The following is a 15,005-nucleotide window of genomic DNA, read 5'->3' on the forward strand; positions in this document are numbered from 1 at the left end:
GAGGTTTATGTTTCTTTACCCGGTTTATCCTACTTCACCACCTGCACCCATTTTCCTGCTTCCGTGGCTGAAATGTCATTGTTGTACATGGCTTCACATTGTACTGCCGATAAATAGTACTTACCAAGATAAGAGGCATTAAGCAATACTTTATAAACCAGACTTTCGCCTTCTCTTACATTGAAATAAGTGAATACACGATCATCCCTGATATCCTGATAAGTAAATGGCGATGAAGCCAATATACTTTGGTTATCATTAACACGGGTATTGATGATTTCCCATCCAGAAGGGAAAATCTGTGTCAATGCCATTTGTTCATAATAGCCCATTCTGCCTGGATTTTTTACTGTTACTTCTGCATAAAAATCGGTGCCTTGCTTTAAAGTTGTCGGATCTAATACTTTACCATTTAAACGTTTGTAAGTTACGTTCATGTCTAAAACCTCAGGTCGGTTAGGCAAAAAGTTATTCTGGCCAGCCACTGGTTGTCCTTCCAAAACCAAACGAACAAACAATACATTATTTCCGTTATTGGTTATAGAGGCTGTGTTTCCTTTAAAAGTTACTGGTGTACTGTTTAGGTATTGATTGGAATTTACAGGCGCAGATTTACCATCCAACACATATTGATACTGCAGTTTATTTGCGGATTGGTTTGATCCACAAAATTTAGCAATAGCCAGTAAGCTATACGCAGTTGTTTGCGTACTGTACCACGTATTTTCGCCCAGTTTGGCGGCTAAAGGTTGTAATAAACTTGCTGCCTTGGCTTTTTGACCTAGCAAAGTTAGGGTTTCTAAAATCATAGCTTCATCACGAACGTCAGAACCATAAGTTCCGCCAAGTTGTTTATAAGCCTGGATTGAAGTATCTAAACCTCTGACCATATTTTGAGCAACATCATTTTGTCCAGCAAGTTTATATGCAGCAGCCAATCGCCATTTCGCGGCAACAGATAAGTACTCAAAAGATTTTAATCGGTTCATTGCTGCCATTTCTGGTTTTTTAGCCAATGCCAGCATGTATAAACGATATGCTTGTGATAAATCACCGCCATAAAAATTATTACTATTAGGTGCCCAGTTTGCTGCTTTTGATTTTTGAAAGCGCAAAAGTTCATCTAAGAGGCCAACAGGCAAGGTATATCCGGCATTTTGTGCTTCAACTAAGAAATGGCCAGCGTAATTGGTTCCCCACTCGTCAGAAGTACCTTCTCCTGGCCAGTACGATAAGCCACCGTCAGTAGTTTGAAATCCCTTAATTCTATTGATCCCGGCTTTGATATTTTTCTCAGTTGTGGCTTTTTGTTGTCCGTTTAAGGGGCTTAATCTATCCAGAAAGAGTTGAGGGAAAATGCCGGAAGTTGTTTGCTCAATGCAACCGTGTGGATATTGAATCAAATAACTCAATCTTTTGCCAAGGTTGATTGCGGGGATTGAAGAAACCTCAAGTGAGCCATAGTTTGTTCCGGCCATGCCGATAGGTAAATAGTTAACCGCCCATTTGGTATGAGGTTGCACGGTTGCGGAAACCACATTGGTTATGTAAGGATTAGGATTTCGGATGTCCATTTCCACATCATAATCTGTTCTTTCACCACCACTTTGTGCAATCACTTTTACTTTGGCAATACCAACTGTATTTGGTGCTTTAACTTCAAAATAGGCCATTTGTTCACCTGTTTGTTTATAGTAAAGCTGCTGTTTATTGGTGCCTTGTACAATTAAATTGTTTGCCTGGAGTTGAACAGAAACGTTTTTAAGGTTTTTCTCTGTAGCAAAAATTGTTACAGGAAGTGTGAAACTTTCTCCAGGGCCGATTACCCTTGGCAAAGTAGCCAAAACCATAAGGGGCTTTTTAACCTGAACAGATTTTTCTGCAAAACCATAAGCAGCATCTTGCCCGGCAACAACCATTGCCCTCACGGCACCAATATATTGAGGTAATTTAAATTTGTGTGTTTTACTTTCGCCTTTTCCAAGAGTGAATGGTCCCATAAATTTAACTACAGCTTTAAAACGGTTGGCTTTGGCTGGATTGAGGTTTTTGTTAATGCTACCATCACCACCTATGCTTAAAATACGTTCTAAATTTCCGCCCCATGCACCTAAAACATAATCAAATAAATCCCATGTTTTTACACCTAAGCCTTCGCGTGCGTAAAATGCGCCATGTGGATCTGGTGTTTTAAAACGGGTTAGATCCAACAAACCTTCATCTACTAATGCGATGGTATAAGTCATTGCTTTACCGTTTTGCTCGCCCACGGTAATTGTATTTTCGGTTTCCGGTTTAATTTTATCAGCCATTTTAATGATTGGCTTTAAAATCGTTTGCGGATCTTCTACCGAAAGTGGAATAGCCCCGTACATCCTGATTGGTAAATCATTAACCGTTTGTGCATGCGGTTGCAACAAGGTAATGTTGGCAAAAACATTGGGTGCCATTTCTTTTTCAGCCTTAAACTTAAATTGCGTTTGACCGGCTTTGGTATCAACCCAAAAGGTTTTTAATACTCTACTTCCATTTTCAATTGAGATTAATGCCCTTCCATTTTTTCCTGTTGGGATGGTTAGCGTGATGTCTTCGCCAACAGTGAATTTTTCTTTATTGGCAGTAAAAGAGAGCATGGATGCTTCAGTGGGATTGCTGCCTTGTTCGCGCTGCGCCCATCCCGGCCAATCCACATATACAGATTTTCCGGTAACATGCCCGCCATTTATATCACGTACTAAAATCAAATACCGGCCCCATTCTGGTTCATCTACACGTAAATTCCAGCTTCCTTTTCCATTAAATAAGTTTACCTGATGAGTTTCTACAAGTTTATTGTACTGGTTTTGCGTAAAATTGGCATAAGTATTTTGATCATCCTGTTCCCACCACCAGCGCCATTGCGTTTTGTAAAGCTCTACCTGAACGGTTTTTGTGCCACTCAACAGCTTTCCATCGGTATTAACATTTACTATTTCAATTTTATGATCTTTTCCTGTAACCAGCATACCGCTTAAACGATCGCCTTTTTCAGGTTTAATACCCAAATAACTATTGTATACGTGATAGGGAATGCTAAAATTATCAATGCTGAAATTGCCTCCCGGTTCAAAAACTTTAGTAGTAAAATTTGCTCTTAATACGCCCGGAGCAGTATTATTTTCGTTTAAATTGGTGTTAATCTGGGCAGTACCATTTTGGTTTAGTGTGCCTTCGAAAATGGTTTTAACCTGCGATTCGAAGTTAACAGTTGGGTTATCGAAACTAAAACCTTCAAAACCTCTAAACTTCGTTTCTGTAGTATTTAAATTTACGTCAACCTTTGCTTTTAAATTTTGCGCAACCGCACCAAACAGCCATTTAGCCGAGAGGGTAGCGGCTGATGTGCCTGCACTCAGATAAGACTTGTTGCCAACATTGAAATCAATTTTCAAACGGTTTGGCATTACGGTTTCAATTTTTAAAGTTTTGGTAAATGTGGCTCCGCCAGCTTTAACTTTCGCCATCCAGTTTCCGGTAGGCGCGGTTGATTCGGTAGCTGTTTTGAAGGTGTAAAATCCATTCAATGGTTTTCCGTTGATCAGTCTTTTATACAATTGACCTTTTGGATTATAAAATTCCATTGTTACCGGATAATTGGCAGGAAGTTTTTTCAGTTTATCTTCCAAAACGAAAGAAACAAATAAACTATCGCCTGGTCGCCAAACACCACGTTCGCCATAAATAAAACCTTTTAAACCGCTTTGAACAACATCTCCGCCTACATCAAATCTGCTCAATGGAAGTGAACTGCCATCATCGAGTTTTAGGTAACCACGTTCTGAACCATTTTTGGCAATTAATAAAAAGGGTTGACGCTTGAGATCGAAACTTGCAAAGCCATCTCCATCTGTTTTGGTAGTGAAAATAATTTGTTTCTGGTAGTCCATCAACTCCAGGTTAACCCCGCTTAACGGTTTGGCTGTAAGTAAATCTGTAGCAATAATAAGCATGCTGTTATCGTTGCCACGTTTGGCCACCAAACCAATGTTCGAAGCAATTAAGTTTCTACTCGCCCAACGCTGGTTGGTATAAAATGATGGTGTACATGGGTTGTCTTTATCATTCCATCTGTAATTTTCAGGGTAATAATTGTTGTAGCGTTGCCAAAAATCATCGTCTTCATCAATTTTTTCACCGTAGCCATCATATTCACCATACTCATCACTACTTTCATCAGTTTTTTCTTCTGCTGATCCAGCTTTACAATTGTAAGCATTATATTCTTGCCTGAAAGCGATGGTAACACGGTACATTGCGCCTGGCTCAGTTTGGATCATTTTATCCAAATCAAGCGTAAAACGGTTCTTTTTATGGAGATTAAGTGCTTTATCCTCGTCTAAACGTATTGTTTTTTGTAAAATCGGCTTTGCCACCCTTCGCAATTCATTTGCATCTTTATAGCTATTCGTTTGAAAAAACTGAGGGATGTTGTTTTCATATATCTTAATTACCGTTACATCAACGGCTTTTAAGTTAATGGCCTCAAAAGGTAAAACAAGTTTGCCCGAATTGGGTAAAATGGTTCCTGCTCCTGCAATGGTTACAGCCGGTAATTTATCTTCGAAAACAAGATTGATGACCTTGCCGTTTGGAAGTGTTTTTGCATTAATATTTTCTACACCTGCATTTACACTTAAATTATAATTGCCTTTTAATTCTTCATTTGCATAAACCTTAACCTGACTGGCATCAATCGTATACCTTAAATCGCTCAGGTTACCGAGGGTAATCATCCCCGTTAAATCCTGGCCTACACCAATTGGCTCAGAGAATTGCACCAATGCATAATCTTCTTCACCCTGTATGGCTTTTATGTCCAGTATTTCGAATTTATTAATGGCCGGAACGCGGATCTCTATCTCACCTTTTTGATCAGCATCAATGGCATCACCATCCCAATCAATTTTTAAGTTCTGATCATTACCTGTTTTTTTAATGCTATCGATGGTGAATTTTGAAGAGTTTTTTGCAGGATCATGCTGCCATTTAATTTTTAACTTCTGGTCGAAATCCAAGGAGATTGTTTTTTCAATTTTTGCAGTTTCTTCAGCATCAGCGGTAGCCACTTCGCCCGTTAATTTCATGTAATCTAAAGCAGTATTATTTTGCGAAACCAGTCCGTTTTGAGAAAGCATGATCCCGGGCGTAATTACCTTAAATTCAAAGTCGAAATCTTCAAGACCCTTTTCGGTATCAGAAACTTCTGATAATTTAAATGTAGCCTCGTAATTTTTACCAGGTTTAAGGTTTTCGTCGGGTCTGAACTCAACAGTTTGCGGATCTATCCAATAGGTTTTACCGGAGATAGAAGGGGAGAAGTCGAAAAGTTCGCGCGTGTCTGCCTTGCCCAAATCCTGCATACCTGTGGCTGCATTGGCCAGGTGAACCCTGATAAAGCTCTTTTTTGAAATCGTTCCGGAGGTGTAAGCTTCAATATATTTTGCATAAGCCTGATTTTCTTCATGACTTTTTTTCTTTCTATTGAAATAGATAAATACAATTGCCGCTATAGAAACAGCAAGTAATCCGATGAAAATAAATTTCTTTTTAGAGGAAGATTGGTAGGTAGATGGTTGTTCCATGGGTGAAATTCGTTAAGATAAATGTAATATAGTGGTGAAGTGAAAGCAATAAATGTGTCGCAATTATCTTTTGTAGTCAAAACCCTATATTCCCTCCGAAAATAGACTAAAATTAACGTTAAAATAAATTATGTTGAAAATTAACGCTTATGGTTTGTTCCTTTGCATGGATTTGGATAAGTTTACAACATTAACCCCTATACAACCAGATATGATAAAGAAACTCTTGATTTTTTCGAGCCTGTTAATTTCGACCAGTTTTTGTTTTGCGCAAAAAACTGATGTTGAGGATGCCGTAAGCAAATTAACCAAACTGATGGTTACACCGGATAGTTTGGCACTTGATAAAATGATCTTGAATAACCTAAGCTATGGTCATTCCAGTGGAAAGATTCAAACCAAGCAGGAATTTATGCATTCGTTACTTTCTGGAGAGTCAGATTTTGTGGATATTAATTTAACTGATCAGACCGTTGTTGTTCAAAATAAAACAGCGCTGGTTCGTCATACATTAAACGCCAAAACAAATGATAAAAATGTTCCTGGAAATGTGAAATTATATATTCTTTTGATCTGGAGTAAAGAAAAAGCTGGTTGGAAATTAATTGGCAGACAAGCGGTTAAGGTGCCTTAGGTTAGTTTGGAGTTTACAGTTTGGAGTTCTCAGTTTTGGATGCAGAACTGGCGATAGTACTAAAGTTATAGGCTTAAAATCTGTGAGGAAGTGACTCCAAACTCACCACTCAAAACTTCCAACTTACTTAATCATCACTCCTGGTCTGTTCACCAATGGAATTTTAATTAGATTAGAATCGATGATGCTTTCAGGAAGGAAAATAAATTTTTTTTCGTAAATTGTACTGCCTATGTAATAACTCAGCCAGTATTCGTTAGTTAAACCAAATACTTCCGGATCTATAGCTTCGACTCCTGCAAACGAATTTGCCTTCATATCGCCAACGAAATGCCTTAAAACAGAAGTTTTTACCTGCTTTCCATCTTTTTCTCCGTAACCTTTAGAGCTGATTAAAACATTGGTTATCGGTTCGCTTTTTAAGTTGATGAGGTAAACCGTCCAGCTTGTTACTTCAGGTGTTTCGCCCATCAATACCACAGCCATTGCAATATCTTCAACTATATTTTCTGGTAAATCTGATTTCATAACCATTATTCAACATCTTGCTCAACTCGTTTCAGCCTCTTTAGTTAATCCGCTGTAATAAATTCAGAGTGACGATACTCAGTTTATTTCTTCTTCGCTACGGTTTTTTTTGCTGGCGCAGCTTTTTTCTTTGCAGGTGCTTTTTTCTTTGTTTCGAAAGCGTTAGGTACCTGCTCAACAATCATTTTCTTAACAACTTCCAAATCGATATCTGCCAATTCTTCCGGCGTATATTTTTGTTTAGTGGCTTCATTGTACCTCAATTTTAGCATCAATTTGCCAAAACGGATAAATGGTCCCCAACGTCCGTTTTCGATAGAAATTTTTTCAGCATCCCATGTTTTAATAAAACGGTTGGCTTCTTTTTCTACTTTTTTTCCAATTAAAGTATTAATATCTTCCTGTGATAGGTTATCAAAATCGTATCCTTTAGCAGGAATATTGATAAACAGGTCATTCCATTTAATAAACGGACCAAAGCGGCCTTTACCTTTTGTTACACCTAAACCTTCGTAGTAAGCAATAGGCGCATCATCATCCATTTTCTGTTTGATAATTTCAACAGCCCTGTCATAGGTTACCGATAAAGGCTCCTCATTTTTTGGAAGCGAAATAAAACTTTCTCCCCATTTTACGTAAGGACCAAAACGACCAACGCCGATTATTACTTCTTTACCTTCATAATCAGGTAGTTGGAAAGGAAGTTTGAAAAGTTCCAAAGCATCATCAAGCGTAATTGTGGCTACAGATTGGCTGCGCATTAAACTGGCGTAACGCGGTTTTTCTTCCTCATCAAGCTCACCAATCTGAACCAGCGGGCCGAATTTACCAACCTTAGTGTATACATTTTTACCCGTTGCAGGGTCTAAACCCAATAAACGTTCGCCTGTAGCACGTTCGGCAGTTTCTAAGGTGGTTTCTACTTCGGTATGAAAAGGGCTGTAGAAAGAATGAAGCATTTTGGTCCATTCCTGTAAACCTTGTGCAATTTCATCAAATTCCTTCTCCACTTTTGCAGTGAAGTTAAAATCTACAATCCCTTTAAAATGCTCAACTAAGAAATCGTTCACCACCTCACCAATATCCGTAGGGAAAAGTTTCGATTTCTCCGCTCCGGTAATTTCAGATTTGATCTCTTTACTTACCTTACCGTCGGCTAAAACAATCGCCGTAAATTTTCTTTGTTTACCATCTCTATCTTCTTTAACTACATAACCACGGTTTTGAACCGTAGAAATGGTTGGCGCATAAGTAGATGGACGGCCAATGCCGAGTTCTTCTAATTTCTTAACCAAACTGGCTTCTGTATATCTTGCCGGCGGACGTGAATAACGTTCCGTTGCCTGCATTTCTTTTAAAAATAATTCTTGTCCTTTCGCTAAAGGAGGTAAAATTGCACCGCCTTCTTTTTCTTCGTTTTCTTCATCATCTGTCGATTCTAAATAAACTTTTAAAAAGCCATCGAACTTTAATACTTCACCCTCGGCAACTAAATGTTCTTTACGTGTTGAAGCAGTAATTTGAGCAGTTGTTTTTTCAAATAAAGCCTCGCTCATCTGCGATGCGATTGATCGTTTCCAGATCAGGTCATATAACCTTTTTTCCGAAATATCGCCATCTACGCTATGTCTGTCAAAATAAGTTGGGCGAATGGCTTCGTGGGCTTCTTGCGCACCAGCAGATTTTGTTTTATAAACGCGGTGCTGGTGGTATTTATCACCATAAGCTGATTTAATCTCAGCTGCAGCAGCATTTAATGCCGTTTCTGATAAGTTAACAGAATCGGTTCTCATATAAGTAATCTTACCCGCCTCATACAACCGTTGCGCAACCTGCATGGTTCTGGCCACAGAAAAACCTAATTTTCTTGAAGCTTCCTGTTGCAGGGTAGAAGTGGTAAATGGTGCAGCAGGGTTACGCTTTGCCGGGCGGGTTTCTAAACTGGTAATGTCGAATTTCGCATTTGCACAATCTTGAAGGTATTTTTCAGCATCAGCCTCACTTTCAAAACGCTGCGGCAACTCTGCCTTAACCGTTTCTTTTCCTTTTCCGGTAGAAAACTGGGCAGTTATTTTATAGGCAGCGGCTGCGTTAAAGTTTAAAACCTCTCTTTCTCTGTCTACAATTAAACGTACGGCTACCGATTGTACACGGCCGGCAGATAATGATGGCTTTACTTTTTTCCATAAAACTGGAGAAAGTTCGAAACCCACCAAACGATCCAGTACGCGGCGTGCCTGTTGTGCATTTACGAGGTTATAATCGATACCGCGTGGACTATCAATTGCTTTTAATATTGCAGGTTTAGTAATTTCATGAAAAACGATGCGTTTAGTTTTCTCCACTTTCAGGCCTAAAGTTTCGAATAAATGCCATGAAATTGCTTCTCCTTCGCGGTCTTCATCGGATGCTAGCCATACCATTTCGGCTTCCTTGGCTAGTTTTTTTAATTCGGCAACAACATTTTTTTTGTCGGCCGGTACTTCGTAGGTCTGGGCAAAATCATTCTTAATATCAATCGCCATATCACCTTTAACTAAATCCCGAATGTGGCCATAGCTAGATTTCACAAGGAAATCTTTACCTAGGTAGCCTTCTATAGTTTTAGCTTTTGCGGGTGACTCGACGATTAATAAATTTTTGGCCATGAAATACGTTTTTGTGCAAATAAAGCTATAATTAAAGCATAAATCCAAACCTAGGGAAAATTTAATACATTTTTTTTCTGAAAGGTTGCCGATATATGGCGATTTCCTGTTGATTTTAATCTTTTTTGTTTTTTGGAAAGCAAAAGCAGTAATAAATATGGAAGCATCATCCCGGCCTTTGCTACAAATCCTCAACCTTGTTCCTCTGTCTGCGGGTTTTCGCTTCGGTCGGGTTTAGGTGGCTTATGAAATGCTGCTATGAACGTTTTAATAGCGTGGTGCTTAGCAGAAGAGGTTAACGGGCAGATGCTTAGTTAATTAAACCCGATTGCAGCGAACATACCGATTTTTCATCGGTATAAAGCGTAAAGCGGGATTGCATGCCGCCAAGAACCACAATGCTTTCGTTTCCTAAAAAAAAATACTGCTCATTTGATGAAGACTACTCGCTTTTGTTCCGATTCTCAAAACGCTGAGCTCTTTAATTACCTATATGATATAATTTACAGGGACATTACATCAACACAACCAATTTAAACCTATATTCGTATATAAAAATAAAAGAACGATGATCAGCACAATTTTAATCCTATTAAACTTATTGGTATCACCGCCAAAAAATGTTTACGATTTCAGCTTTAAAACCATTGATGGTAAAGAAATTAAACTATCGAAATTTAAAGGCAAAAAAATCTTAATTGTCAATACTGCTTCTAAATGTGGTTTTACTCCTCAATATGAAGATTTGGAAAAACTGCAGAAACAATATGGTAAAAAGGTAGTTCTAATCGGTTTTCCGGCTGGTAACTTTGGTGGCCAGGAGTTTTCTACCAATGCAGAAATTAAAGAATTTTGCACCGGAAAGTACAATGTTTCTTTTTTACTTGCAGAGAAAAGCAGTGTAAAAGGTGATGACATCAGTCCGCTGTTTAAATATTTAACTTCTCAAACCAATACAGAGGAGCAGGGCGAAATTAAATGGAATTTTGAGAAATTTTTAATTAACGAAAAAGGAGAACTGGTACACCGTTTCCGTTCTAAAACAAAACCTACTGACGAGGCAATTGTGAAAAACCTGTAGGCATTAAGTAAATACATAAACGGCTTTATGCTGTTTGTAACAAATATAAAAGGTAAGATGCATTGGTCATTTTACCTTTTTTTATGCCCAATAAATTGTGTGCTGAAAAATTTTGGGCAAGAGAAAGGGGCTTAAATCCATAAGCCCCAATTAAACCAAACAAACTATTTATGAAGTATATATATAACGCCCTGCTTGATTAAAATGTTTTTATAAAATTGAAAATTTTTTGTGTTGATTATGACCAAAAATCAAAATGTACGCTTAGATGCATTTTTTTTAGGCAAAGCGAGATAATTTTTAACAAATTTGATGTTGGTTTTTGACTTTAAGATGTTAAAATAAGTTCAACTGCTCGGGTTGATATAAACCTGGATCGAAACTGTATGTTAGTACCGGGTTTTGACTGTTGCTGACATAATAAACTTCAGTTTCCTGATGCCTTGAAGCTACTTTTACAAAAGTATCTCCAGCAACGTTTTTAAAAAGCTTTTCAACCAGTTCGGGGTCGTTATTATCTTTCGATAAGTGGCTCAATAAAAGGTGACTAAGGTAAGGTGCTTTATGGTTGGTAAAAAGTTCAAGGGCCTGCTCGTTACTGAGGTGACCGTGGCCGCTCATAATCCGTCTTTTCAAAAAATAAGGATAGCTTCCATTCTGAAGCATTTGTGTATCATAATTGGCTTCTAAAAAAGCTGCATGGCAGTTTTTAAAATGGGTAATCAAACGATCGCATACTGAGCCGATGTCGGTAAAAATGCCAACCCTTACATCATTGCATTCTACTGTAAAACTATATGGATCTGCAGCATCATGAAATTTAGAAAACGCAGATATCTTTAAACCGCCAATCTGGATATGCTGTAAATGATTTAGCGGGTGGGTGTTGTTTTCATTTAAAATTAGGCGACTGCTTTTTAATGTTGCAGTGCTAATGTAAACCGGAAGGTGGTATTTTTTGGCAAAAACAGCTAAACCTTTAATGTGGTCGCTGTGCTCATGAGAAATAAAAATGGCTTTTATTTTATGGATTGATAAACCTAAGCGGTCCATTCGTTTTTCTACTTCTTTACAGGTTAGGCCAACATCAATCAACACCGCTTTATTATCGTTGCCCACATAGTAACAATTGCCGTTACTTCCCGAATTTATAGATGTAAAATATAGTGCCATTTTGAAGCTGCAAGATAAGGCTTATTTGGCAAAAGAGAAAAGAAAACTATACCCTTACGCCGTTGTACTCTACCAGGCGTGATAGTAAAGGAAGGAAAGCCTGAATCAGGTTAATTTCTTCTGAAGAAAATATTTTTTCCATGGTTTGTACCAACCATTCTTCTTTTATTTTTCTACTGGCAATAATGTGTTTTTCGCCGAGTTTGGTAAGGCCGATAAAAACTTTACGTTTATCCTCTTCGCTGGGAAACCGTTCTACGCATTTTGCATCAAACAACCGGTTAATAATTTGTGAGATGGCTTGTTTAGATACCCTTTCAAGATCGGCCAGTTCGGTTGATAACATTTTGCCATGCTGCTCCAATAACGACATTGTTAACAATTCTGCATTGCTAAATTCGGAACTTACGTTTTGTTTACGCAGTTGCCTGGTTAAGCGGGTAACGGTGCTCCTTAATTTTGCGGCAATTTCTTGTGTTTGAGTAGGCATATTAATGGTAAATAAACTTTACAAATATAATGTTTTAATTTTATAGTAAATGATCACGAGTTTAAATTAGTACGCTAATTATGATTTTAAATTGATAAAACTATTCATTTTAGTCTTTTCCGTTACGTTATAAATATCTAACTTTGTAAAGTTACTTTACTAATTTAAACATGAGCATATTTCGTTCGCTAAGGCATTACAATTACAGGTTATTTTTTACAGGTCAGGCTATTTCATTAATTGGCACATGGATGCAGCGTGTAGCCATCAGCTGGTTGGTTTACCGCTTAACAGGGTCGGCTTTTTTGTTGGGTTTAATTACATTTTTAAGTTTAATCCCTTCACTGGTGCTTGCACCTTATGCCGGCAGCTATGTAGATAGGCATAACAAGTATAAAATACTGGTAATTACGCAGGTAATTTTAATGTTGCAAGCTGGTGCACTGGCCTTAATGATTTGGTTTAAAGTATACGATATGTTCTGGATAGCAGCACTTTCACTGGTGCAGGGCTTGGTGAATGCTTTTGATGTAACTGCGCGACAATCGTTAATGGTAAATTTAATTGATGATAAAGAAGATTTACCAAATGCGATTGCACTTAACTCTTCGATGTTTAATGCTGCAAGATTAATCGGGCCTGCATTGGCGGGTGTAATTCTAAGTACATTGGGTGAGGATATTTGTTTCCTGATTAATTTTGTGAGTTTTATTGCCGTATTGGGCTGTATGGTAATGATGAAACTAAAACTTACCATACCTCAAAAATCAAAAGAAAATATCTGGATCGACCTTAAAAAAGGGTACGATTACTTAAAATCATCACCAGATTTGGCTTCGATGGTACTAATGATGGCTGCTTCGAGTTTATTGGTAATCCCTTTTACAACGTTACTGCCTGTTTTTGCTAAAGATATTTTTAATGGAAATGCCACAACCTTTGGCTGGTTTGAAAGTGCAGCTGGCTTTGGTGCTTTTTTTGGTGCAATTTATATGGCTACTTTGAAAGCAAATCAGAATCTGCAAAAAATTGTAATGATGTCGGGTATTTTGTTGGCAATTGCTGTTGTGGCCTTGGCTATTTCACCATCTTTAATACTGGCTTTAATTTGTACCGGTTTGGCAGCTTTGGGTTTAATGGCGCAAACCTCATCCATAAATACTTATTTACAAACACATGCAGACGATTTAATGAGGGGAAGAACATTAAGTTATTACATTATGGCTTACCAGGGTGTATTGCCGATCGGGAGTTTATTAATGGGTTATTTAGCGCATATTTTCGGTACACAGGTTGTAGTGGCTTTTGAAGGGGTTGCAGGTTTATTAATAGTGGCTGCGTTTGTATATAATGAAAACCGCCGCAATCAGTTGAAAAATAAGTTTTCATTACTTGGTAGTTAGATTATCATGTAAGTTTATTTTCATTTTCTTAACTACCTAACTTTTTAAATGCCGGATAATTAATAAGGTTTTGGCACCATTTAGGAGTTAAGTGATATTAAGTTTGGTGCAAATGGTTTACCGCAGATTTTAAAATAGTAAGTTAAAACGCTACACGCTACCTGCATTTACCCGTGCACAATCAGCTTACAATCTACCATCACTTTTTGGTAATTCTGAATATCGATTTCCTTATTAATCAACTGGAGCAATAATTTAATGGCATTTTCGCCCACCGATTCCGGATTTTCTTCAATTGAAGCAATAGGAGGGGAATCAAGATAACTAATAAAAGAGGTATTGCCAAAACCTATGCATTCAATTTCGTTAAAGTTTGGGTGGTTTATTGATCGGAGGTACTTTATTGCATCAAACAAAATGGGTTCTTTAAAGGCAACCAAAGCTGTAGGCATATTAGCTGGATTGGCAAACAGATGCTGGATTGCTGAAACGGTATTTTCTTTATCAAAATCGGTATAAGCCACCAATTCAGATGAAAAAGGCACCTGGTTATCTTTTAATGCATTGATGTATCCATTAAAACGGTCATGCGTAAAATTAATCATCTTTGGTCCTCCCAAATACGCTATTTTTTTATGCCCCCTGTCTATTAAAAACTTTGCTGCCTGGTAACAGCCCTGAAAGGTATTCCCCAATACTTTATGGCAGCTTAAGTTAAAACTAGGGTTTCGGGTATAATAAACTACCGGAATGCCCATGTTTTCGAATTGATCGAGGTGGGCAAAATCCTGTGTGTTTTTAGAAATGGCTACTATTAAACCATCCACGCGACTGCGTAACAACATGTTGGCCGACTGAATTTCTTTTTCAAGGTCATCATGCGATTGACTGATAATTACATTATATCCATTTTGAGTGGCAAACTGTTCAACCCCGTATATGCTTCTGGTAAAAAAATGATCAAGCAGGTTTGGTAAGATGATACCAATAATGCGAGATTTTTTTTCCTTTAAGTTGATGGCAGATTTATTGGGTGTAAAATGCAGATCGCGAGCCATTTCCTGCACACGTTTTTTGGTGTACTCATTAATGGTTGGGTAGTTGTTCAGGGCTTTTGATACTGTTGATACTGACATCTTTAACTTTTCAGCCAAGAACTTAAGTGTAACAGGGGTATTATTCATCATCTTTTCCAATCTCAATGCATAGATAAGAAAAAAAATGCAATTATTTCAAACGTTTGAAATGTAGTTTCAATGGATTTTATAGCGTTTTAGGCTATTTAAAAACACTTTTATCTTTCAAGCTTTTCTAAATTCGTTACCGCTAACACAAACTAACCAAATAAACATGATCAAATCATCACAAACCAATTTCAGTTTAAAAAGGGCTTTAACTGAAGTGCCGGGTTTAGTTGAAAAAACTAA

9 protein-coding genes are annotated in these 15,005 nt (G+C 37.7%); 3 read left to right on the forward strand and 6 right to left on the reverse strand.

All coding sequences use genetic code 11. The features are described 5' to 3' along the window. Nucleotides 1-29: 29 nt before the first annotated feature. The gene (locus ASE74_RS04150; protein WP_055904600.1) at nucleotides 30-5,621 is read right to left on the reverse strand and encodes an alpha-2-macroglobulin; all 5,592 of its coding nucleotides are present in this window, start codon (nucleotides 5,619-5,621) and stop codon (nucleotides 30-32) included. Between the two features lie 130 nt (nucleotides 5,622-5,751). On the opposite strand from ASE74_RS04150, the gene ASE74_RS04155 reads away from it, so the two are divergent. Then, nucleotides 5,752-6,255 (forward strand): nuclear transport factor 2 family protein, encoded by a 504-nt coding sequence (locus tag ASE74_RS04155; RefSeq protein WP_235526002.1) that lies wholly within the window; start codon nucleotides 5,752-5,754, stop codon nucleotides 6,253-6,255. A gap of 123 nt (nucleotides 6,256-6,378) precedes the next feature. On the opposite strand, the gene ASE74_RS04160 is transcribed toward ASE74_RS04155, so the two are convergent. After that, nucleotides 6,379-6,783 (reverse strand): hypothetical protein, encoded by a 405-nt coding sequence (locus ASE74_RS04160; protein ID WP_055904603.1) that lies wholly within the window; start codon nucleotides 6,781-6,783, stop codon nucleotides 6,379-6,381. Nucleotides 6,784-6,866: 83 nt separating this feature from the next. Continuing rightward, complete coding sequence (topA, locus tag ASE74_RS04165) at nucleotides 6,867-9,431, reverse strand: type I DNA topoisomerase (RefSeq protein WP_055904606.1); 2,565 nt, start codon at nucleotides 9,429-9,431, stop codon at nucleotides 6,867-6,869. Nucleotides 9,432-9,999: 568 nt separating this feature from the next. Between topA and ASE74_RS04170 the strand changes: the two genes are divergently transcribed. Then, entirely contained in the window at nucleotides 10,000-10,512 is a 513-nt protein-coding gene (locus ASE74_RS04170) for a glutathione peroxidase (protein ID WP_055904609.1), read from the forward strand. A 336-nt stretch (nucleotides 10,513-10,848) separates the two neighbouring features. On the opposite strand, the gene ASE74_RS04175 is transcribed toward ASE74_RS04170, so the two are convergent. Then, nucleotides 10,849-11,685 carry an MBL fold metallo-hydrolase gene (locus ASE74_RS04175; protein WP_055904610.1) on the reverse strand — a complete coding sequence of 279 codons (837 nt, stop codon included), beginning with the start codon at nucleotides 11,683-11,685 and terminating at the stop codon, nucleotides 10,849-10,851. 46 nt (nucleotides 11,686-11,731) lie between these two features. Continuing rightward, entirely contained in the window at nucleotides 11,732-12,175 is a 444-nt protein-coding gene (locus ASE74_RS04180; protein WP_055904613.1) for a MarR family winged helix-turn-helix transcriptional regulator, read from the reverse strand. Between the two features lie 170 nt (nucleotides 12,176-12,345). Here ASE74_RS04180 and ASE74_RS04185 point away from each other — a divergent pair, with 170 nt between their 5' ends. Then, nucleotides 12,346-13,578: an MFS transporter gene (locus ASE74_RS04185; RefSeq protein ID WP_082458637.1), complete on the forward strand. Its 1,233-nt coding sequence runs from the start codon at nucleotides 12,346-12,348 to the stop codon at nucleotides 13,576-13,578. 167 nt (nucleotides 13,579-13,745) lie between these two features. Here the strand turns inward: ASE74_RS04185 and ASE74_RS04190 are convergent, their stop codons facing one another. Next, the gene (locus ASE74_RS04190) at nucleotides 13,746-14,765 is read right to left on the reverse strand and encodes a LacI family DNA-binding transcriptional regulator (RefSeq protein ID WP_082458638.1); all 1,020 of its coding nucleotides are present in this window, start codon (nucleotides 14,763-14,765) and stop codon (nucleotides 13,746-13,748) included. Nucleotides 14,766-15,005: the final 240 nt, after the last annotated feature.

Source organism: Pedobacter sp. Leaf216 (genome assembly GCF_001421515.1).
GTDB lineage: Bacteria > Bacteroidota > Bacteroidia > Sphingobacteriales > Sphingobacteriaceae > Pedobacter.

Coding starts and splice junctions, on each gene's coding strand:
- ASE74_RS04150 (WP_055904600.1), bottom strand. CDS start 5,621: ATGGAACAACCATCTACCTACCAATCTTCCTCTAAAAAGAAATTTATT.
- ASE74_RS04155 (WP_235526002.1), top strand. CDS start 5,752: ATGTTGAAAATTAACGCTTATGGTTTGTTCCTTTGCATGGATTTGGAT.
- ASE74_RS04160 (WP_055904603.1), bottom strand. CDS start 6,783: ATGAAATCAGATTTACCAGAAAATATAGTTGAAGATATTGCAATGGCT.
- topA (WP_055904606.1), bottom strand. CDS start 9,431: ATGGCCAAAAATTTATTAATCGTCGAGTCACCCGCAAAAGCTAAAACT.
- ASE74_RS04170 (WP_055904609.1), top strand. CDS start 10,000: ATGATCAGCACAATTTTAATCCTATTAAACTTATTGGTATCACCGCCA.
- ASE74_RS04175 (WP_055904610.1), bottom strand. CDS start 11,685: ATGGCACTATATTTTACATCTATAAATTCGGGAAGTAACGGCAATTGT.
- ASE74_RS04180 (WP_055904613.1), bottom strand. CDS start 12,175: ATGCCTACTCAAACACAAGAAATTGCCGCAAAATTAAGGAGCACCGTT.
- ASE74_RS04185 (WP_082458637.1), top strand. CDS start 12,346: ATGAGCATATTTCGTTCGCTAAGGCATTACAATTACAGGTTATTTTTT.
- ASE74_RS04190 (WP_082458638.1), bottom strand. CDS start 14,765: ATGATGAATAATACCCCTGTTACACTTAAGTTCTTGGCTGAAAAGTTA.